Genomic DNA, 16,758 nt, shown 5'->3' on the forward strand with positions numbered 1-16,758 from the left:
TCGCGGGCGGGTCTGAGAGGGCCGGCCCCCTTGGACCACCGCGGGCTGCCCGCGGTGGTTTTTTTGTTTGCAGGGGCCGGGTGCTGGCCACGACTAGAGGACGTCGCGCGGAGCCTGCGGGCTTGAAAATGCGAACGCTGCCCCCAAGGTGCGTGCTGTAGAACCCATCCAAGCGCACGAGAGGAACGTACAGGACCATGACGGACACGCAGACCGCATCGGCCGCCGAGGGCCATACCGAGACCCGCCGCTTCGAGACCGAGGTCAGCCAGCTGCTGCAGCTGATGATCCACTCGCTGTATTCCAACCGCGAAATCTTCTTGCGCGAATTGATCTCCAATGGTGCCGACGCCTGCGACAAGCTGCGCTTCGAGGCGCTGGCCCAGCCCGACGCGATCCCGCAGCCGGCCGAGCTGGCGATCGACGTCGAGGTGGACAAGGAGGCCCGCAGCGTCACCGTGCGTGATAATGGCATCGGCATGTCGCGCGACGAGGTCATCGAGCACATCGGCACCATCGCGCGTTCCGGCACGAAGGCCTTCCTCGACAAGCTGACTGGCGACCAGAAGAAGGACTCGCAGCTGATCGGCCAGTTTGGCGTCGGGTTCTACTCCTCGTTCATCGTGGCTGATCACGTCCGCCTCGAGACGCGTCGCGCGGGGACGCCCGGGGAGGCCGGTACCCGCTGGGAGTCGCGCGGCGATGGCGAGTACACCCTGACCGACTGCGAGCGCCCCGAGGCCGGCACCGAGATCACGCTGACGCTGAAGGAGGATGCCGACGAATTCCTCGAGTCCTTCCGTCTGCGTCACATCATCAGCCGCTACTCCGACCACGTGGCGTTCCCGATCCGTATGCGCAAGGCCGATGACGACGGCAAGCCCACCGACGAGTGGGAGACCGTCAACCGCGCCAGCGCACTGTGGACCCGGCCGAAGAGCGAGATCAGCGACGACGAGTACCGCGAGTTCTACAAGCACGTCGCACACGACTTCGAGGATCCGTCCGCCTGGACCCACAACCATGTCGAGGGGCGTCAGGAGTACACCACGCTGTTCTACATCCCCAAACGCGCCCCGTTCGACCTGTGGGACCGCGACGCGCGCCACGGCGTCAAGCTCTACGTGAAGCGCGTGTTCATCATGGACGACGCCGAGAAGCTCCTGCCCAACTACCTGCGCTTCGTGCGCGGGGTGGTGGACTCGGCCGATCTTCCGCTGAACGTCTCGCGCGAGATCCTGCAGGACAACCGCCTGGTCGACTCGATCCGTTCCGGCTCGGTCAAGAAGATCCTCGGCCTGCTGGAGAGCATTGCGAAGAACGAGCCGGAGAACTATGCCGAGATCTGGCAGAACTTCGGCCGCGTGCTGAAGGAGGGCCCGGGCGAGGACCACGCCAATCGCGAGCAGATCGCGGGCCTGCTGCGCTTCGCCAGCACGCAAAACGATGACGACACCCAGAACGCCTCGCTGGCCGACTACATCGGCCGAATGAAGGACGGCCAGGACGCGATTTACGTAATCAGCGCCGACAACGCCAGCGCGGCGCGCAACAGCCCACACCTGGAGATCTTCCGCAAGCACGGCATCGAGGTGCTGCTGCTGTCCGACCGGGTCGACGAGTGGCTGCTCTCGCACCTGCGCGAGTTCGATGGCAAGCCGATCAAGAATGTCGCCAAGGGTGACCTTGATCTGGACAAGATCATCGGTGAGGACGCGGCAAAAGAGGGTGCCGCGGACGACAGCGCGAAGGCCGACGAGGATCTGGGCGACCTGCCGGAGCGCATCCAGGCCGCACTGGGCGAGCGCGTCGACTCCGTGCGCGCCTCGAAACGCCTGGTCGATTCGCCGGCCTGCATCGTGCTCGGCGAGCACGAAATGGCGCTGTACCTGCAGGAACTTCTGAAGCAGGCCGGGCAGGAGACCTTCTCCAGCAAGCCGGTGCTCGAGATTAACCCGAAGCACCCGCTGGTCGAGCGCCTGCGCGCGGCCGAAGGGGACGACTTCGGTGATCTGGCCTCGCTGCTGTTCGACCAGTCGCTGCTGGCGGAAGGCGGCCAGCTGGAGGACCCCTCCGGCTTCGTCTCGCGCCTGAACCGTCTGCTGCTGCAAAAGGCCTGATCACGGAACCGGGGAGGGTTGCCCCTCCCCCGGAAACCGCCCCGACAAAGGGTGGACCTGACGCCGCGGGGCCATGCGCGTTACCCTGTGCGGTTCACATATCGAGAGGGCGAAGCCCATGCAAGTTGCACAGAACGCCGTGGTGTCCATCCACTACACCCTGACCAACGATGCTGGCGAGACCATCGACAGCTCCGAGGGCCGCGAGCCGCTCGCCTATCTGCACGGGAATGGCCAGCTGGTTCCGGGTCTTGAGCGCGAGCTTGAGGGCAAGGCCGCCGGTGACAAGGTCCAGGCCAAGGTGGCGCCGGAAGAGGGCTATGGCGAGAAGATCGAGGCCATGGTGCAGGAGATCCCGCTGGAGGCCTTCCAGGGCGTGGACTCCGTGCAGCCGGGCATGCAGTTCCAGGCCGAGACCCAGAATGGCCCGCTGACCGTGACCGTGACCAAGGTCGAGGGCGATACCGCGACCGTGGACGGCAATCACCCGCTGGCTGGCGAGAACCTCAACTTCGACGTCGAAGTCGTCGAAGTGCGCGAGGCCTCCGCCGAGGAGCTGGAGCACGGCCACGCCCACGGCGTCGGCGGTCACCAGCACTGAGTTTGTTGTCAGGCCCTCGAGAGGCGCGCGTACGTCGCGTTTCCTGGCCTGCCAAGTGCTTTTTAAGGCCCCGCGAATGCGGGGCTTTTTTCGTCTGGCTGCGTGGAGCGGCGGTGCAGCGCACTTCTGCGGCATGCGAAACCCGTTCAATCGCTAATGGTGTTGCAAACCATTCTCAGTAATCGTATCGTCCGCCTCAGTAGCCAGGTAGACTGAGGAAGGCGATGATCGTCTGTATCTGCAAATCCGTTCGCGAGCGCGATATTCGGGAACTGATCGATTCCAGCCAGGAAGGCCTGCGCATGCGGGATCTTCGCGATCGTCTGGGCGTGAGTTCCGAATGTGGCAAGTGCGCTCGTCGAGCGAATTGCCTGCTGAAGGGGTGCTCCCGTGATACCGCCGCAAATGTGCTGCAGGTGTCGGGAACGCGCACGCCCCCGGAGCCTGCCGCCCGACCCGGCCCCGCCGTGGCCATGTAAGGCTGCCACCCGCTTTGTCGTATTGTATTGGAGCGCGGTGGCGGGTCTGCCGTGCTCGTTTCTTCTAGAGCCGCCGTCCGTTTTGCGGTGCCCTGCCGCGTTGGAGGCCGGGGCGTCGTCGGCATGGGCGGCGTGCATTTTCAGAACGCTCGGAGCTAAGCGATGAATTTCGACCAATGGATTCCATCGGAGCGCCTGGCCGGCTTTCTCGACGCGGGTGGGCCCGTCGTCCTGATCCTGCTGGGCGCCTCGGTGGTCGCACTGGCCTTTGTGCTGGTCAAGCTGTGGCAGTTGTGGCGCATGAGGGTCACCGATGTGCGTCCGGCGGATGAAGCGCTGAACCGCTTCCACCGCGGGGATATCCAGGGTGCGATCCAGTGTGCCGAGGCCACCCCCAATCCCGCCGCGCGGGCGGTGGCGCGGGGCATCCGGGGCCTGCAGGCCGGCGCGTCGGAGTCCATCGTGCGGGAGGAGGTCGTGCGCTACGGTAACGCGACCATCCAGTCCCTGCGTCAGGGGCTGCGGCCACTCGAAGTGATCGGCGCGCTGGCGCCTTTGCTGGGCCTGCTGGGTACCGTGATGGGGATGATCCGCGCCTTCCGAGCGATGGAAGAGGCCGGAAGTCAGGTGGACCCGGCGGTCCTGTCCGGTGGTATCTGGGAGGCCCTGCTGACGACCGCCGTCGGGCTGGCGGTCGCGATCCCGGTCGTGGCGGCACTCAACTGGCTGGAGACGCGGGTGGAGCGGGTCGCGCACCGCATGGATGATGCCGTGACCCGCCTGTTCACCGGGGGGCAGTACGCGGCCGTACCCCTGACCGCCGAGAGCCCGGTCCAACCGAGGCCTTCCGAGGCTGACGAGGCAAACTCGCCTGGGGGCGCTCTGCCCCGAACGGCCGATGCTGGACACTAGCCGCCCGCGCCGACGCAATCTGATCAGCCTCACTCCGCTGATCGATGTCGTCTTCATCCTGCTCGTGTTCTTCATGCTCGCCTCGAGCTTCCTTGAGTGGCGCGCGGTGCAACTCGAGGCGCCGGCCGAGGCCGGTGGGGCCGGCTCGATGGAAGGCGCCATGCTGGTCGAGATCCGGTCGGACGGGCTGCGGCTGGCGGGAGAGATGCTGTCGGAGGGCGACCTGCACGACCGTATCAGCGCGCGCGTGCGCGAAGAAGCGGACACGCGGGTCCTGGTGATGCCGGCCCCGGGGGTCAGCATGCAGGACACCGTCAACGTGCTGGAGGGACTCGCAGATGTTGGGGCGCGCAATCTTTCGGTAATCCGGCAGGCACAGCCATGATCGGACAGCGTCGCCACTTTCAGGTTGCCCATCGCCCGCGCAACGACGACGAGAGCATCCTGCCGCTGATCAACATTGTTTTCCTGTTGTTGATCTTCTTTATGGTGGCTGGCCAGTTGAGCGCGATCGATCCGTTCGAGGTCGAACCGGTGGAGTCGGCCGTGGATGGCCAGCCCGGGCCGGACGAGTTCATGGTGATCATCGGGACCGAGGGCCGGCTGGCGGTTAATCAGGATGAAGTCGATCTTGACGAAATGGCCGGCCTGGTACGCGAACACGTCGAGCGTCACGGAGATGCGGCCCGGGTCCGTGTGAAGTCGGATGGACGGGCGGAAGCCGTCGAGGTCGTCGGGGTGCTTGAACGCCTGCGCGAGGCGGGGATCGAGCGCATTGATCTGCTGACAGTACCGGAAGTCTGATGCAGCCGACGTTTCGACACTGGATGGTGGCCATCGTGCTGGCGGTCGCGTTGCACCTGCTGGTGGCGATGGCCTTCCTGCTGCGCGAGCCGCCGGCGGGCGCCGAGGATGCCGGAGTGGGCGGGCTGGAAATCTCCATGGCGGCCGCTGGTGGTGCTCCTCATGCCCAGCAGGCAGAGCCGGCCGAGACTACGGAGGCCGAGCCTGTAGACGACGAGCCCGTGGAGGCGGAGCCTGTCGAAGCGGTCGACGCGGAACCTGCGGAACCGGAACGTCAGCCCGTCGAAGAGGCCGAGGTTGTCGAACCCGAACCCGAACCCGAGCCCGAGCCCGAGCCCGAGCCCGAGCCCGAGCCAGAGCCAGAGCCAGAGCCAGAGCCAGAGCCAGAGCCAGAGCCAGAGCCAGAGCCAGAGCCAGAGCCAGAGCCAGAGCCAGACTCCGATGCGGACTCTGTGGAGGCCGCGGATGCCTCCCCGACGGATGAGGACGCCGAAGCGGTCGAGGACGACCCTGGCGACGAGGAAGCCGGTACTCCGGGTGCCGGTGCCACTCCTGCGGACGCTGATGCCGAAGGTGGTGGTGAGCCGGGTGTGGATCCCGATTATCTTGCGGAACTGCAGGCTTGGGTGGAGCAACACAAACGCTATCCGCGCCAGGCCCAGCGCCGCAGAGAAGAGGGCACGGCATCGGTCTGGTTGCGGCTCGATGGAGATGGCAACGTCGTCGACTATCGGATCGAGGAGGGATCCGGCAGCCGGATCCTGGATCGGGCGGTCGAGGAGATGGTCGAGCGCGCCGATCCGTTTCCGGCGCCGAGCGCGATCGATCGAGACGAGTTCGAGATCGTGGTTCCCGTAACGTTTTCCATTCGCTGACCAGGAGTGGAGCACCGTCACGGACACCGGCATGAGGACCGATGACCCGGACCTTGGCGGCAGACCCAGTTGAAAACGAGGACTTACCCATGCATTTACCAGGCAGGAGCATCCGGATACTGATCGCGGGCCTTTTCGTATTCGGCCTTTCGGGAAACGCGGCAGCCGAAGCGGACCCCGAGATCAGTGTCCAACTCAACAAGCTGGAAGCCGACGGTGATGACTGTCGTGCCCATCTGGTACTGGAAAATGCCCTGGGTGAAGCGCTGGAATCATTCCAGCTGGATATGGTGGTTTTCGACAAGGAGGGGGTTATTCAGCGCCGCACCGCAGTCGAACTGGCACCGCTGCGGGAGGGGAGCACTTCCGTGCGGGCCTTCCGGATGCCGGACACGGACTGCGACGGCATCGGGCGAATCCTGATCAACGAGATCGCCGCCTGCGAAGGCCCCGAGGGCGCGATAGAGGGCTGCGTCGATCGGCTGGAGATCGAAAGTCTGGCGGATGTGCCCCTGATTCGTTGAGGCAGGTGCCAGGAGATTACCGTGGCCTGTCCAGCCGGTTTCGCTGCAAATATAGATAATGGTGTTGCAAATCGTTCGCATTACCGATATTGTATCGACGCGTTGAGGGTGCCTTGCATCCGGGCGAAGCCGGGCGGGATAGTGGGGACGGACCCTGGCGGTCCCGGGGTCTCTTTAATCAATCCGGCGTTTGACCCGACCAACCCCAAAATATCTTCTCAGGAGAGTTCTGATGCAAGGCGATAAGGATGTAATTCGTTACCTCAACCAGGCCCTCAAGGGCGAGTTGACCGCGATAAACCAGTATTTCCTCCATTCCCGCATGTTCAAGGACTGGGGGCTGGAGAAACTGGCCGCGGCCGAATATGAAGAATCGATCGACGAGATGAAACACGCGGACGAGCTGATCAACCGCATCCTGTTTCTCGAAGGGCTGCCCAACCTGCAGGACCTGGGCACGCTGAGTATTGGCGAGAACACCCGCGAGATCCTGGAAGCGGATCTGGCGCTCGAGCATGCGGGTACCCCCATCTACCGCGACGCCATTGCCCACTGCGAGCAGGTGCGGGACTTCGTGACGCGGGATCTGCTGCAAAAGATCCTGGACAGCGAGGAAAGCCATATCGATTGGCTGGAGACGCAGCTGCAGCTCATCGATCGCATCGGTTTGCAGAACTACGAGCAGAGCCAGGCGAGCTCCGCGTCGTAACCGTTACGAGTACGACCGCCCCCGGGGCGGCCGGGGAGACAAACATGAGTTTCAGTGAAGGCGGGCGCATCCCGGCATCCAAGGCGTTCCCCCCGGCCGGCCGGGGCGTATGCGACGGCCCTGGCGCTGTGCCTAGGGAGGTCGCGTCGAGCGAATTGCTGCGCGACGCCGACCGTCTGTTTATCCGCCACGAGGGGCAGTGTTACACCCTGCGGGTGACCTCCAGCAAGAAACTGATATTGACCAAGTAGTTGTACTGAAGGAGTTTTCAGGCAAGCCAGCCAGCGCCGGAATCAGCCGGAGCCCGCCAGCCAGCCTCCCGTGATGCTGACCAGCCCTATGGTCAGTCGGACGTCTTTTACAGGGAGACTGATCATGATGAAGAAGCAATTGTTGGCTCTGTCGGTGGGGGCGGCGCTGGCAACCCCCGTAGTGTACGCACAGGAGGATCCCTCCAACGGCACAGAGCGCCTCTCGCCGGTCGTCATCACGGCGGGCGGTTTCGAGCAGGACCTCGAACAGGCGCCGGCCAGCATCTCCGTGGTGACGCGCGAAGAGCTGGAGCGCCGCGAGGTCACCAGCCTCGCGGACGCCCTGCGCGGGGTCGAAGGGGTGAACGTGCGCTCGCTGGATGCCCGCAGCGGCAAGACCGGCAATCAGACGATCAGCCTGCGCGGCCTGCCCGAGGAATACACCCTGGTGCTGATCGACGGTGTGCGCCAGAACGTCTCCGGCACCGTGGCCCCGAATGCATTTACGGATGCCTCCAGCGTGTTCATTCCGCCGGTTGCGGCCATAGAGCGGATCGAGGTGATTCGCGGCCCGATGTCCACCCTGTATGGCTCCGACGCGATCGGGGGCGTGGTCAACATCATCACCCGCCAGCCGGGTGACGAGTGGGAGGGCTCCGCAACGCTGGGGCATACGTTCCAGTCGGATTCCGACTTTGGCGGCTACTCCACCCTGGAAGGCTATCTTGCCGGCCCGCTGGTGGACGAACGCCTGTCCATGCAGCTGTATACGCGTCTGTACGAGCGCTCGGCCTCCAGCATCGACATCCCCGGCACCGAGCCCAGCCTGACCGACAACCGCACCATGGGGCAGAACCCGACGAGCGCGAATGTCGAGACCTTTGGCGGTCGCCTGCTGTTCACACCCAATGCGCAGGATGAATTCTCCCTGCGGCTGGATACCACGCGACAAAGCTATGACAACTCGCGCGGACAGCTCGGGCGCCTGACGGGCACGGGCGATTCACGCGAGGACTTCCTGCGCGGCTATTCGCGCGACCTCGAGTTCCAGCGGGATCAGGTGCGTCTCGGCCATCGGGGCGATTACGACTTCGGGACCTGGGAGACCACCCTGACCCAGGATCGGGTGGAGACGCTCGGGCGTACGATCAACGAGGGGGCCGTTCCGGATGCCTCGCGCGAAGGCGCGCCGCGAACGCTCCGGCTGGACACCACGATCCTGGATACTCAGGTGGTCACGTATCTGGATGACCACGTGCTGACGGTCGGGGGGCAGTATCTGCGTCCGAAGCTGGAAGACGGCATCCTGCCGGATTCGCTGTCTTTCTGGCAGTACAGCCTGTTCGTCGAAGACGAGTGGTTCATGACCGACCGGTTCACCCTGACCGGTGGTCTGCGGTTTGACGACAATGAAAACTTCAGCAGTCAGATCACGCCGCGCCTGTACGGGGTGTTCAGTGCGACGGACACCGTCACGCTCAAGGGTGGGATCGGTCAGGGCTTTCGCGCCCCGTATATCGAGCAGATCACCGGCGGGGTGATCGGCTATGGCGACGGTGGCTCCACGCCGCTGTTCGGCAACCCGGACCTGGAGCCCGAGCGCAGCACCAACGTCGAGTTCACTGTCGCCTATGACAACCGCCAGGATTTCTCGGCCCAGGCGACCGTGTTCCGCAACGAGCTCAAGGATAAGATCGAACGTGGCACCGGGGCCAATGAAGGCATCGACGTAAACATTGGCGAGTCCGTAGTGCGGGGGCTCGAGCTCTCGACGCGCTACCGCTTCGCACCCGACTGGGCGTTCTCGGCCAACTACACCTGGACGGACAGCGAGGTAAAACGGGGCGGGACCGCCGCCAGCAACGTCGGCGACCCGCTGGCCAGCGTGCCCGAGCACATGCTGAATGCCCGACTGGACTGGCAGGCGACCCCGCGGGTCGAGGCCTTCGCCGAGGCCGAGTACCGCTCCAGCGCCTTCCGCCCGCGCAATTATCACGAGCCGCAGGACGGTGGCAGCGCGCAAGGCGCCTACGATGCCCTGGGAGATTTCCACGGGTTCACGATGGTGAACGTCGGTGCGGCCTACCACATCTCCGAGAACGTCACGCTGAACGCGACGATCTACAACCTCTTCGACAAGGACTTCAAGGACTACCGGCCGTATGCCCGGGAGGACACCGGAGAAACCACCTTCAGCAATGTCTACAACAACATCTACGAGCCCCGGCGCCTGTTCGTTTCGCTGAATGCCCGTTTCTGATCGGTTGCCAGCGAGCCCGCCGAAAAACCGGACGTCGATCACAGTGTGGCAGGGCAGGTGCCTGGAGCGGCGATCATTCCGGTTTGCCGATGGTCCCAACGCCCGAGTCCAGCAAGCGGCGGTCCTCGACAGAGGTCGCCGATTGGACTATCTACGAGAAGGATCCATTTTCCGGTAAAGGAGCGAACCGATGCTCAACAAGTCTCGACTGACGATTTTCTTCCTGGCGCTGATGCTGGCGCTGGGCGGTGCCAGCCTCGCCGGCTGTGACAACCAGGGCCCGGCCGAAGAGGCGGGCGAAGACATTGATGACGCCATGGATGATGCCGGCGATTCGATGGAAGATGCTGGCGAAGAGATGGAAGACACCTTCGACAACTGATCGTTAGTTGTCAGGTTTTCTGATCCAGGAGGGCAGCGGCCATTGTCGCTGCCCTTTTTGTTTGCGGTGTTCGATGCAGTCGGTCGGACATAAAAAAGGAGGGGCCAGGCCCCTCCTTTTGTGTGCTTCAGGCAGGTGACAGGACTAGAAGTCCTGTTCGCCACCCTCGTCCGCGGGCGGTTCCATGCTGCCTTCTTCATCCGGCATCTGGCCGCCTTCCTGCGGGGGTTGCTGCTGTTGCATGCCCTCATCCGCCGGCGGTTGCATCGGCTCGCCACCACCTTGTTCCTGCTGCTCCATTTGTTGCTGCTCGAACTCTTCCATGTCCATGTCGCCTTCGCCGCAGCCGACCAGCAGGGCGAACGGGGCGATTGCGAGCGTCGCCAGAATTCCAGTGGATCGTTTCATAATGCCTCTCCTTGTTGTCCGAAGGCTTTGGGTGAGTCGTGCGTGAAAACACTCTGCTTTCCGTGCAGGGGACAACAACCGTTTTTATGAGTTCGACCCGATTTTTCGGCGCGTCCCTGGCTGTGCCGGCCGTCACGAAAGACTGTGTGCCAAATCGCCCTCTACATGAGGGGGCGTTAAAGTGAACTCACTACTACCCGGAGGGTCCCGGACAATACCGGGTTCGCAGGACAGACGATGGCTGATACTCCAGAACTGGAAAACCTCGTGGAGCAGGCCCGCAAGGCCTGGGGGCGCGGCGATATCGAGGCCGCGATCGACGGCTGGCGCGCCGGTGCCGCAGCTGGCGATGCCCGCTGCGCCTATAACCTGGGCGTCCTGGCCGACGAGGGGCAATATCAGCCGCGCGATCCGGAAGCGGCCGCGCGCTGGTACCGCCGGGCAGCGGAGGCCGGCTTTCCGGATGCGGCCTTCAATCTCGCCGTCCTCTACGAGCAGGGCGATGGCGTCGCCCCCGATGCCAACGAGGCCGCCCGCTGGTTTCACGTAGCGGCCGAGCGCGGCAATGCCCAGGCGATGTTCAATCTCGGGCTCAAATTCGACGAGGGGCGCGGGCTGCCTCAGGACGCCGAGCAGGCCGCGCAGTGGTATCTGCTGGCAGCCGAGGGCGGCGAGGGCCGGGGTGCTGCGAATCTGGGGCGGCTGTTTGCGATGGGCGAGGGCGTGGAGCGCTCGGACGTATCGGCGTTCAAGTGGTACGCGATCGCCGCCGAGATGGGCGTGGCCAACGCAGCCCGCTATCGCGAGCGCGTGGCCCGAGAGCTGTCTCCCGACGAGCGTTTGCATGCGGGCGAGAAGGCTCGCGAGTGGTTACAAAGCCAGGGGCAGCCGGTGACGCGGCTGCAATAATCGGCGGGGTTGGTGCTTCAGGTGGCGTTACTAGACCACCACGTTAAGTTCGCGCCGTGGCTCCTCGGTGGGGCCTGCCAGGCGCACGGCCAGTTCCACCCGGCGGCGCAAGGCCTCGACGCCGTCCTGTCCCAGCGAACTGCCATCACGAATCGCTGAATCGTCCTGCGTGTCGCCATCGCGGCGCATGCGGGCCGCCTCCTGCTCGGCGCTGATGCGCGCTCGGCTCGACAGTTCCTGTTCGGAACGCGCGCCGAACTCCAGTGAGCGGTCACTCTGATCGCCACCGCGGCGATCGCTATCCTGCTCCGCATCGTCCTCGATCGGGCGGCGGGCCTCGCCGGCCTCGGGGTCGTTCAGCGGGCGGTCAAACTCCGCGGGTGCCGAGGTCTGGCCGAGTCCCAGGCGATCGGAACCGGTCGGCCGCGTGCCGAGCGGGACTGCCGCCGAAGGATTGCTGACTGGGACTTCCATCGTCCGCCTCCCGGATTCCGCCGTCTCAGGCGCGCACGTCCAGCAGCGAGCCGATCATGCGATCTTCGGCCTGAAGGGTTTTCACCGAGGCCTCGACCTGATTCTGGCTCGCGATCATGCCGACCTGTGCGGTTGTGCTTTCGCGCCCGCCGGCCGGTTCGGTGGCCACCGTATGCGCCTGCTGGCGCAGGCTGGTGACACCGTTCTGGATGCCCGTCAGGGACGCGCTGCCATCGATCATCGGGTGAATCCGTTAAATGAACGTCTTGAAGATTATAGATCAATTACTTGGAAGACGCTTCATGCGTTGGCGAGACTGCCGGTCAGGGCATCGCGAACGGTGGAGCGGGCATTGGCCTGGCGCTGCTGCCATTGCGTCAGATCATCGCGTCGATCCTGTGCGGTCCGGCCCTCGGCCAGGCGTGCGAGTACCTCGTCGGCCACCTCTTCCGGCGTGCTGCCGCGCGAGACCAGGCCGGTGTGCTCGGCGGCCATCCGCAGGCGGGTGGCGGCATCCGGCCGAGCCGGGTCGTCCGCCGGGCCGCAGACGACGGCACTGCCGTGGGCCAGGGGCAGCCCGAGGTCCGGCGGCGTCTCGCTGGCGGCCAGTGTGCCGCCAGGCAGGGTGATGTGCGCGCAGCCATAGGCCGAGTGCAGGGTCTCGGGATCCTCGATGTAGTACACCCGGTTCTTGCGCGGCACAAAGGAGGTCATGAAGCGGTTGTGGCGGATGATCGGGAGTGAGTACTTGATCGCGTCGCGGTACACCGGCTCGTGGCGTTCGCGGTCTGCCGGCGCCAGCAGCAGGATCGCGGCGGTCTTGCGCAGCACGGCGAACAGCACCGCGAACGCAAAGGCCTCTTCGCCGGGCCCCGTGTTGGGGGCGAGCAGGATGGGGTGCCCCTTCTCGTGGTATTCGCGAAAGCGTTCGCAGAAGTCCGTGTCGGGCGCCGGGGCCGCGGGCAGCTCGACAGCCCCCGCGATCGGGTCGCCGATCACCTGTGTCCCGGGCGCGTTACAGGCCTGATCGCGCGCGGCGAAGATCCCGGCCCACTCGACGCCGGCAGGTGCGTCGCCCTCGGCGTTCATCCAGAGGCGAGGCGCGGTGATCGCGGCGAGTGGCGAGCCCAGTTTGCCAACCGGGCCGATGACGACCACGGCCCGTGGTTGCAGACGTGCCAGGCGCTCCCGGGCCAGGTCCGGTGGCAGCGCCACTGCGGGCCGGTCATCACCCGGGTCGGACAAGTCTCCATCGCGTTCGGCATCGGTTACGCCGAGCGTTAGCGGGCCCGCCTTGCTGGCCAGGTCGTCCAGCCAGTCGCCGGCGGCCAGCAGGGTCTGTTTCGGGGCCAGCACGACGATGCGACCGGCACTGCCGGCAGGCACGGAGCGGGCGGTGATCCAGGCGGACAAACGTGAGAACATGGCGGGCTGTCATCCGGTGGTCAACGGGAGGGCCGGCATTATACGAGAGCCGGCGCGTCGGGGCCGCCTCGCGTCGGGGAGTGCAAGGCATGCAGATACGCTGGATCGTGGGACTGATCGCGATGGCCGTGATCATGGCGCTGGCGATGTGGGTCTATTCCAACCCGGGCGGTCAGCGTACCCAGCAGTTCACCGACCTGCCCTGGCAGGTACAGGTGATCGACGAACAGCGCACCCGCGTGCTGGGCATTACGCTGGGTGAATCCACCATGGCGGACCAGATGGGCCGTCTGCCGGTGCCGGATATCCGCCTGTTCGTGGACCCGGACGGCAGTCGTTCAGTCGAGGCCTATTACGTGAACGCGCGCATCCCGCCATTCGAGACGAACCTGGTGCTGCGCCCGGATCTGGACGAGGCCGACCTCGATCGCATCGAGTCCCAGACGACCTCCGATCGGCCGATGCCCAGCGGGGCATGGCGCTACGGGCTGAGCGACGAGGCACTCAGTTCACTGGGCAATGTGCCGATCGTCGAGATGAGCTACATCCCCCGCGCGCGCTGGACCCACGACGTCCTGGAGGAACGCTTTGGCGAGCCGGCCGAGCGCATGCAGATCGATTCCGACCACAGCTACTGGCTTTATCCGGATCGTGGCCTGGCCATCATGGTGCCGCGCCGAGGACGTGTATTGATGCACTTCGTGACCCAGGAGCGCTGGGCCCAGACGGTGAGTCGCTTGCGTGATGAAGGACGGCGCATGCTCGGCGAGGATCATGAGTGATCCCGTCGACGGGGCCCCGGTCCCGTTCTGGGAGCGCCCGCTCGAGACGCTGAGCCACGCCGAGTGGGAGGCCCTGTGCGATGGCTGCGGCCGCTGCTGCCTGCACAAATTGGAAGACGAGGACTCGGGCGAACTGGCCTTTACCTGGCTGGCCTGCGATCTGCTCGACTGCGAGACCGGCGCCTGTTCGGACTACGTGAACCGGCGCAACTTCGTGCCCGACTGTATCCAGCTCACCCTGGAAGACCTGCCCAACTACCACTGGCTGCCGCCCACCTGCGCCTACCGGCTGCGCTTCGAGGGCCAGCCGCTGCCCACCTGGCACCCTCTGCTGACCGGCGATCCGGAGACGGTCAAGCGCGCCCGCGTCTCGGTGGCCGGAAGGGTCATCCGAGAGTGTGATGCCCCGGATCTCCCCCTGATCGACTACGTGGTCGACTGGCCCGGCCAGGTGCCGGAGTCCGCGCGCCTGTGGCGCCCGGTGGTACGGCTCTCGCAGGAGTAGGCATCGGTATGGCGGCGTTTGTTGACCTGTTCGTATACGGGACGCTGAAGCAGGGCTTCGCCAACCACCGCGCATTCTGCGCGCGGGCCCTCCGGATTCGTACGGCCAGCATCGCGGGGTCGATCTATGACCTGCCCGTGGGCTATCCCGCCGTGCAGGTCCCTGGCAGCAGCATTCTCCTGAAGGCCGGTCAGGACCCGGCCCGTGACGCGGGGCGTCAGCACCGCTTTCGGGGTCTGACGCAGCCAGTCCCGGAGGGGACGCAGGGGCTTGTGCACGGCGAGTGGATTCGCCTGCCCGATCCGCCACGGACCCTGCCACACATCGATGCCCTCGAGGGCGTGCGCGCGGACGGCCGCGGGGAGTATCGCCGTGCCCTGGTGCCCGCCTGGACCGAGGAAGGCCCGGCGGCCCTCTGGGTCTACTGGATGCCACGCCTGCCGCCCGGCGCGCGCCATCTGGCGGACGGCACCTGGCCGGCGCGGCCCTGAACCGTATGGCCCACTCACTGGTGGTGATTCTGTAGCGTCCGCTCCACGATCCGCGCGGGGTGTAGGATGCGGATGAGCGCAGCGAATCGCATCATTGGGGTTGAAGCAGGTTCCACGCTTGAAGCGATGCGATGCGATGCGCTCATCGCATCCTACGCTTTGCCTTGTGGTCTGAGTGCCGGATTATCCAGCAGCGGCGAGGAGTTCGCGGGCGTGGGTGCGGGTGGTCTCGGTGAGCTGGGTGCCGCCGATCAGGCGGGCCAGGGCCTCCACGCGGCGCTCGTCGTCCAGGGGCTGGATGGCGGTGCGGGTGCCGTCCTTGCCGTGCGACTTCTGCACCTCCAGCTGCTGGTGGGCCTGAGCGGCGACCTGCGCCAAGTGGGTTACGCACAGCACCTGATGGCGCTCGCCCAGGGTGCGCAGCTTGCGCCCGACGACCTCGGCGACCGCGCCGCTGATGCCGCTGTCGACCTCGTCGAAGATCAGCGTGGGCACGGTCTGCTGCTGGCTGGCCAGCACCTGTAGCGCGAGCCCGATACGCGAGAGCTCGCCGCCGGAGGCGACCTTTGCCATCGGCTGGGGGGCAGCGCCGGGGTTCGCGGCGACTCGGAACTCGATGTGATCCACGCCGTGCGCCTGCGGCTTGTCGGCGGGCTCGATCGCGATCTCGAAGTGGCCGCCGGCCATGCCCAGCTCCTGCATGGTGTCGGTGACTGCCTGACCGATGCGGCTGGCGGTCTGCTGGCGGGCCTGGCTCAGCGCCTTGGCGGCCGCATCAAAGGCGGTACGGGTCTCCTGTTCGCGCGCCTCCAGGGCCTCGAGGGTCTGGTCGCCGTTCTCCAGGGCGTCCCGCTCGGTCTGCAGTTCGTCGTGCAGGACCGGTAGGGCCTCGGGATCGACGCGGTGCTTGCGCGCCAGGCGCAGGTACTCGCCGACGCGCTGGTCCAGCTCGGCCAGGCGCTCCGGGTCCAGTTCGATGCCGTCGGCCAGCCGGCGCAGGGTGTCGCCAGCCTCGTCGATCTGGATGCGCGCGGATTCCAGTAACTCGACAGCCGGGTTGACCCGTTCGTCGTGCTGCGCGGCGTCTTGCAGTGCGTGCAGCACATGGCCGATCTGGGCATCGAGTCCGGCGTCGTCCTCGATCTGCTGGCTGGCGGCCTGCAGCGCGCTCAGCACCTCGGTGCCGTGGGCGAGCTGGTTCTGCTCGACCAGCAGTTGTGGGTACTCGTCCTGTACCGGGGCCAGTTCGGCCAGCTCGGTGGTCTGGAAGCGCAGCAGATCGAGGCGGTCGGAGGTGTCGGCCTGGCTCTCGCGGGCCTGCTCCAGCGCACGGGCGGTCTCGCGCCAGGCTTGATGGGCCTCGCGCACGCGGGACACGCGGTCGCCTTCGAGGAAGCCGTCCAGCCAGTGGCGCTGAGTGTCGCGCTGCAACAGCTGCTGATGGGCGTGCTGGCCGTGGATGTCCACCAGCCACTCGCCCAGCGTGCGCAGCTGGCCGACCGCGACCGGGCGGCCGTTGATCCAGGCGCGGCTTTTGCCCTGGCGGGTCAGGACCCGCCGCAGGAGCACCGCGTCGTCATCGGGGTCCGCCAGATCTTGCTCGGCCAGCCACGTGCTGGCCGAGCCCTGCTCGGGCAGGGCGAACTCCGCGGACAGATCGGCCTGCTCGGCCCCCTCGCGCACCATGCCCGCATCCGCACGGTCGCCCAGCAGCTGGCCGATCACGTCGATCAGGATGGATTTGCCGGCCCCGGTCTCGCCGGTCAGGGCGCTCAGGCCCGTGTCCAGCTCCAGTTCCAGCCGGTCGATGATCGCGAAGTCGCGGATGCTGATCAGTCGCAGCATGG

21 protein-coding genes are annotated in these 16,758 nt (G+C 65.9%); 16 read left to right on the forward strand and 5 right to left on the reverse strand.

What is annotated here, in order from left to right:
* Positions 1–197 precede the first annotated feature (197 nt).
* The 12 genes from htpG (at position 198) to F467_RS0104505 (ending at position 9,917) form a co-directional block, all read left to right on the forward strand.
* Entirely contained in the window at positions 198–2,120 is a 1,923-nt protein-coding gene (htpG, locus tag F467_RS0104450) for a molecular chaperone HtpG (protein WP_018137636.1), read from the forward strand.
* Positions 2,121–2,238: 118 nt separating this feature from the next.
* A complete protein-coding gene (locus tag F467_RS0104455) occupies positions 2,239–2,721 on the forward strand; it encodes a peptidylprolyl isomerase (RefSeq protein WP_018137635.1) in 483 nt (160 codons plus the stop codon).
* A gap of 224 nt (positions 2,722–2,945) precedes the next feature.
* The gene (locus tag F467_RS0104460) at positions 2,946–3,200 is read left to right on the forward strand and encodes a bacterioferritin-associated ferredoxin (protein WP_018137634.1); all 255 of its coding nucleotides are present in this window, start codon (positions 2,946–2,948) and stop codon (positions 3,198–3,200) included.
* A gap of 162 nt (positions 3,201–3,362) precedes the next feature.
* On the forward strand, positions 3,363–4,112 hold the full coding sequence (locus tag F467_RS0104465; protein WP_018137633.1) for a MotA/TolQ/ExbB proton channel family protein: 750 nt from the start codon (positions 3,363–3,365) through the stop codon (positions 4,110–4,112).
* On the forward strand, positions 4,099–4,497 hold the full coding sequence (locus tag F467_RS0104470; RefSeq protein WP_012981852.1) for a biopolymer transporter ExbD: 399 nt from the start codon (positions 4,099–4,101) through the stop codon (positions 4,495–4,497). The genes F467_RS0104465 and F467_RS0104470 overlap by 14 nt, the downstream gene beginning before the upstream one ends.
* The gene (locus tag F467_RS0104475) at positions 4,494–4,916 is read left to right on the forward strand and encodes a biopolymer transporter ExbD (RefSeq protein WP_012981853.1); all 423 of its coding nucleotides are present in this window, start codon (positions 4,494–4,496) and stop codon (positions 4,914–4,916) included. The genes F467_RS0104470 and F467_RS0104475 overlap by 4 nt, the downstream gene beginning before the upstream one ends.
* A complete protein-coding gene (locus F467_RS0104480) occupies positions 4,916–5,791 on the forward strand; it encodes an energy transducer TonB (protein WP_018994328.1) in 876 nt (291 codons plus the stop codon). The genes F467_RS0104475 and F467_RS0104480 overlap by 1 nt, the downstream gene beginning before the upstream one ends.
* Before the next feature lie 89 nt (positions 5,792–5,880).
* Complete coding sequence (locus tag F467_RS0104485; RefSeq protein WP_012981855.1) at positions 5,881–6,315, forward strand: hypothetical protein; 435 nt, start codon at positions 5,881–5,883, stop codon at positions 6,313–6,315.
* A 232-nt stretch (positions 6,316–6,547) separates the two neighbouring features.
* Entirely contained in the window at positions 6,548–7,024 is a 477-nt protein-coding gene (gene bfr / locus F467_RS0104490) for a bacterioferritin (protein ID WP_018137661.1), read from the forward strand.
* A gap of 44 nt (positions 7,025–7,068) precedes the next feature.
* A complete protein-coding gene (locus F467_RS0104495; protein WP_018137662.1) occupies positions 7,069–7,275 on the forward strand; it encodes a hemin uptake protein HemP in 207 nt (68 codons plus the stop codon).
* A 124-nt stretch (positions 7,276–7,399) separates the two neighbouring features.
* Positions 7,400–9,535 (forward strand): TonB-dependent receptor domain-containing protein, encoded by a 2,136-nt coding sequence (locus tag F467_RS0104500; RefSeq protein ID WP_018137663.1) that lies wholly within the window; start codon positions 7,400–7,402, stop codon positions 9,533–9,535.
* Positions 9,536–9,725: 190 nt separating this feature from the next.
* Positions 9,726–9,917: a hypothetical protein gene (locus F467_RS0104505; RefSeq protein ID WP_018137664.1), complete on the forward strand. Its 192-nt coding sequence runs from the start codon at positions 9,726–9,728 to the stop codon at positions 9,915–9,917.
* A 144-nt stretch (positions 9,918–10,061) separates the two neighbouring features.
* Here F467_RS0104505 and F467_RS0104510 read toward each other — a convergent pair whose 3' ends face one another.
* On the reverse strand, positions 10,062–10,325 hold the full coding sequence (locus F467_RS0104510) for a hypothetical protein (protein ID WP_018137665.1): 264 nt from the start codon (positions 10,323–10,325) through the stop codon (positions 10,062–10,064).
* A 237-nt stretch (positions 10,326–10,562) separates the two neighbouring features.
* Between F467_RS0104510 and F467_RS0104515 the strand changes: the two genes are divergently transcribed.
* Complete coding sequence (locus F467_RS0104515) at positions 10,563–11,234, forward strand: tetratricopeptide repeat protein (protein ID WP_018137666.1); 672 nt, start codon at positions 10,563–10,565, stop codon at positions 11,232–11,234.
* Between the two features lie 30 nt (positions 11,235–11,264).
* On the opposite strand, the gene F467_RS0104520 is transcribed toward F467_RS0104515, so the two are convergent.
* From F467_RS0104520 to F467_RS0104530, 3 genes are read right to left on the reverse strand one after another with little or no spacing between them, the layout of a single operon-like run.
* Entirely contained in the window at positions 11,265–11,708 is a 444-nt protein-coding gene (locus F467_RS0104520; protein ID WP_018137667.1) for a hypothetical protein, read from the reverse strand.
* 25 nt (positions 11,709–11,733) lie between these two features.
* Positions 11,734–11,949, reverse strand: coding sequence for a hypothetical protein (locus tag F467_RS0104525; RefSeq protein ID WP_018137668.1), 216 nt, complete (start codon positions 11,947–11,949; stop codon positions 11,734–11,736).
* A gap of 59 nt (positions 11,950–12,008) precedes the next feature.
* On the reverse strand, positions 12,009–13,133 hold the full coding sequence (locus F467_RS0104530; RefSeq protein WP_018137669.1) for a hypothetical protein: 1,125 nt from the start codon (positions 13,131–13,133) through the stop codon (positions 12,009–12,011).
* Positions 13,134–13,222: 89 nt separating this feature from the next.
* Between F467_RS0104530 and F467_RS0104535 the strand changes: the two genes are divergently transcribed.
* The 3 genes from F467_RS0104535 to F467_RS0104545 are packed head-to-tail and all read left to right on the forward strand — an operon-like array spanning position 13,223 to position 14,911.
* Entirely contained in the window at positions 13,223–13,915 is a 693-nt protein-coding gene (locus tag F467_RS0104535; RefSeq protein ID WP_018137670.1) for a hypothetical protein, read from the forward strand.
* Positions 13,908–14,420, forward strand: a complete 513-nt coding sequence (locus tag F467_RS0104540) for a YcgN family cysteine cluster protein (RefSeq protein ID WP_018137671.1) — start codon at positions 13,908–13,910, stop codon at positions 14,418–14,420. Before F467_RS0104535 ends, F467_RS0104540 begins: the two co-directional genes overlap by 8 nt.
* A gap of 8 nt (positions 14,421–14,428) precedes the next feature.
* The gene (locus F467_RS0104545; protein ID WP_018137672.1) at positions 14,429–14,911 is read left to right on the forward strand and encodes a gamma-glutamylcyclotransferase; all 483 of its coding nucleotides are present in this window, start codon (positions 14,429–14,431) and stop codon (positions 14,909–14,911) included.
* A gap of 183 nt (positions 14,912–15,094) precedes the next feature.
* Here the strand turns inward: F467_RS0104545 and recN are convergent, their stop codons facing one another.
* Complete coding sequence (recN, locus tag F467_RS0104550; protein ID WP_018137673.1) at positions 15,095–16,756, reverse strand: DNA repair protein RecN; 1,662 nt, start codon at positions 16,754–16,756, stop codon at positions 15,095–15,097.
* Between the last annotated feature and the right edge of the window lie 2 nt (positions 16,757–16,758).

This window comes from Thioalkalivibrio sp. ALJ12 (genome assembly GCF_000378305.1).
Lineage (GTDB): Bacteria > Pseudomonadota > Gammaproteobacteria > Ectothiorhodospirales > Ectothiorhodospiraceae > Thioalkalivibrio.

Coding starts and splice junctions, on each gene's coding strand:
- htpG (WP_018137636.1), top strand. CDS start 198: ATGACGGACACGCAGACCGCATCGGCCGCCGAGGGCCATACCGAGACC.
- F467_RS0104455 (WP_018137635.1), top strand. CDS start 2,239: ATGCAAGTTGCACAGAACGCCGTGGTGTCCATCCACTACACCCTGACC.
- F467_RS0104460 (WP_018137634.1), top strand. CDS start 2,946: ATGATCGTCTGTATCTGCAAATCCGTTCGCGAGCGCGATATTCGGGAA.
- F467_RS0104465 (WP_018137633.1), top strand. CDS start 3,363: ATGAATTTCGACCAATGGATTCCATCGGAGCGCCTGGCCGGCTTTCTC.
- F467_RS0104470 (WP_012981852.1), top strand. CDS start 4,099: ATGCTGGACACTAGCCGCCCGCGCCGACGCAATCTGATCAGCCTCACT.
- F467_RS0104475 (WP_012981853.1), top strand. CDS start 4,494: ATGATCGGACAGCGTCGCCACTTTCAGGTTGCCCATCGCCCGCGCAAC.
- F467_RS0104480 (WP_018994328.1), top strand. CDS start 4,916: ATGCAGCCGACGTTTCGACACTGGATGGTGGCCATCGTGCTGGCGGTC.
- F467_RS0104485 (WP_012981855.1), top strand. CDS start 5,881: ATGCATTTACCAGGCAGGAGCATCCGGATACTGATCGCGGGCCTTTTC.
- bfr (WP_018137661.1), top strand. CDS start 6,548: ATGCAAGGCGATAAGGATGTAATTCGTTACCTCAACCAGGCCCTCAAG.
- F467_RS0104495 (WP_018137662.1), top strand. CDS start 7,069: ATGAGTTTCAGTGAAGGCGGGCGCATCCCGGCATCCAAGGCGTTCCCC.
- F467_RS0104500 (WP_018137663.1), top strand. CDS start 7,400: ATGATGAAGAAGCAATTGTTGGCTCTGTCGGTGGGGGCGGCGCTGGCA.
- F467_RS0104505 (WP_018137664.1), top strand. CDS start 9,726: ATGCTCAACAAGTCTCGACTGACGATTTTCTTCCTGGCGCTGATGCTG.
- F467_RS0104510 (WP_018137665.1), bottom strand. CDS start 10,325: ATGAAACGATCCACTGGAATTCTGGCGACGCTCGCAATCGCCCCGTTC.
- F467_RS0104515 (WP_018137666.1), top strand. CDS start 10,563: ATGGCTGATACTCCAGAACTGGAAAACCTCGTGGAGCAGGCCCGCAAG.
- F467_RS0104520 (WP_018137667.1), bottom strand. CDS start 11,708: ATGGAAGTCCCAGTCAGCAATCCTTCGGCGGCAGTCCCGCTCGGCACG.
- F467_RS0104525 (WP_018137668.1), bottom strand. CDS start 11,949: ATGATCGATGGCAGCGCGTCCCTGACGGGCATCCAGAACGGTGTCACC.
- F467_RS0104530 (WP_018137669.1), bottom strand. CDS start 13,133: ATGTTCTCACGTTTGTCCGCCTGGATCACCGCCCGCTCCGTGCCTGCC.
- F467_RS0104535 (WP_018137670.1), top strand. CDS start 13,223: ATGCAGATACGCTGGATCGTGGGACTGATCGCGATGGCCGTGATCATG.
- F467_RS0104540 (WP_018137671.1), top strand. CDS start 13,908: ATGAGTGATCCCGTCGACGGGGCCCCGGTCCCGTTCTGGGAGCGCCCG.
- F467_RS0104545 (WP_018137672.1), top strand. CDS start 14,429: ATGGCGGCGTTTGTTGACCTGTTCGTATACGGGACGCTGAAGCAGGGC.
- recN (WP_018137673.1), bottom strand. CDS start 16,756: ATGCTGCGACTGATCAGCATCCGCGACTTCGCGATCATCGACCGGCTG.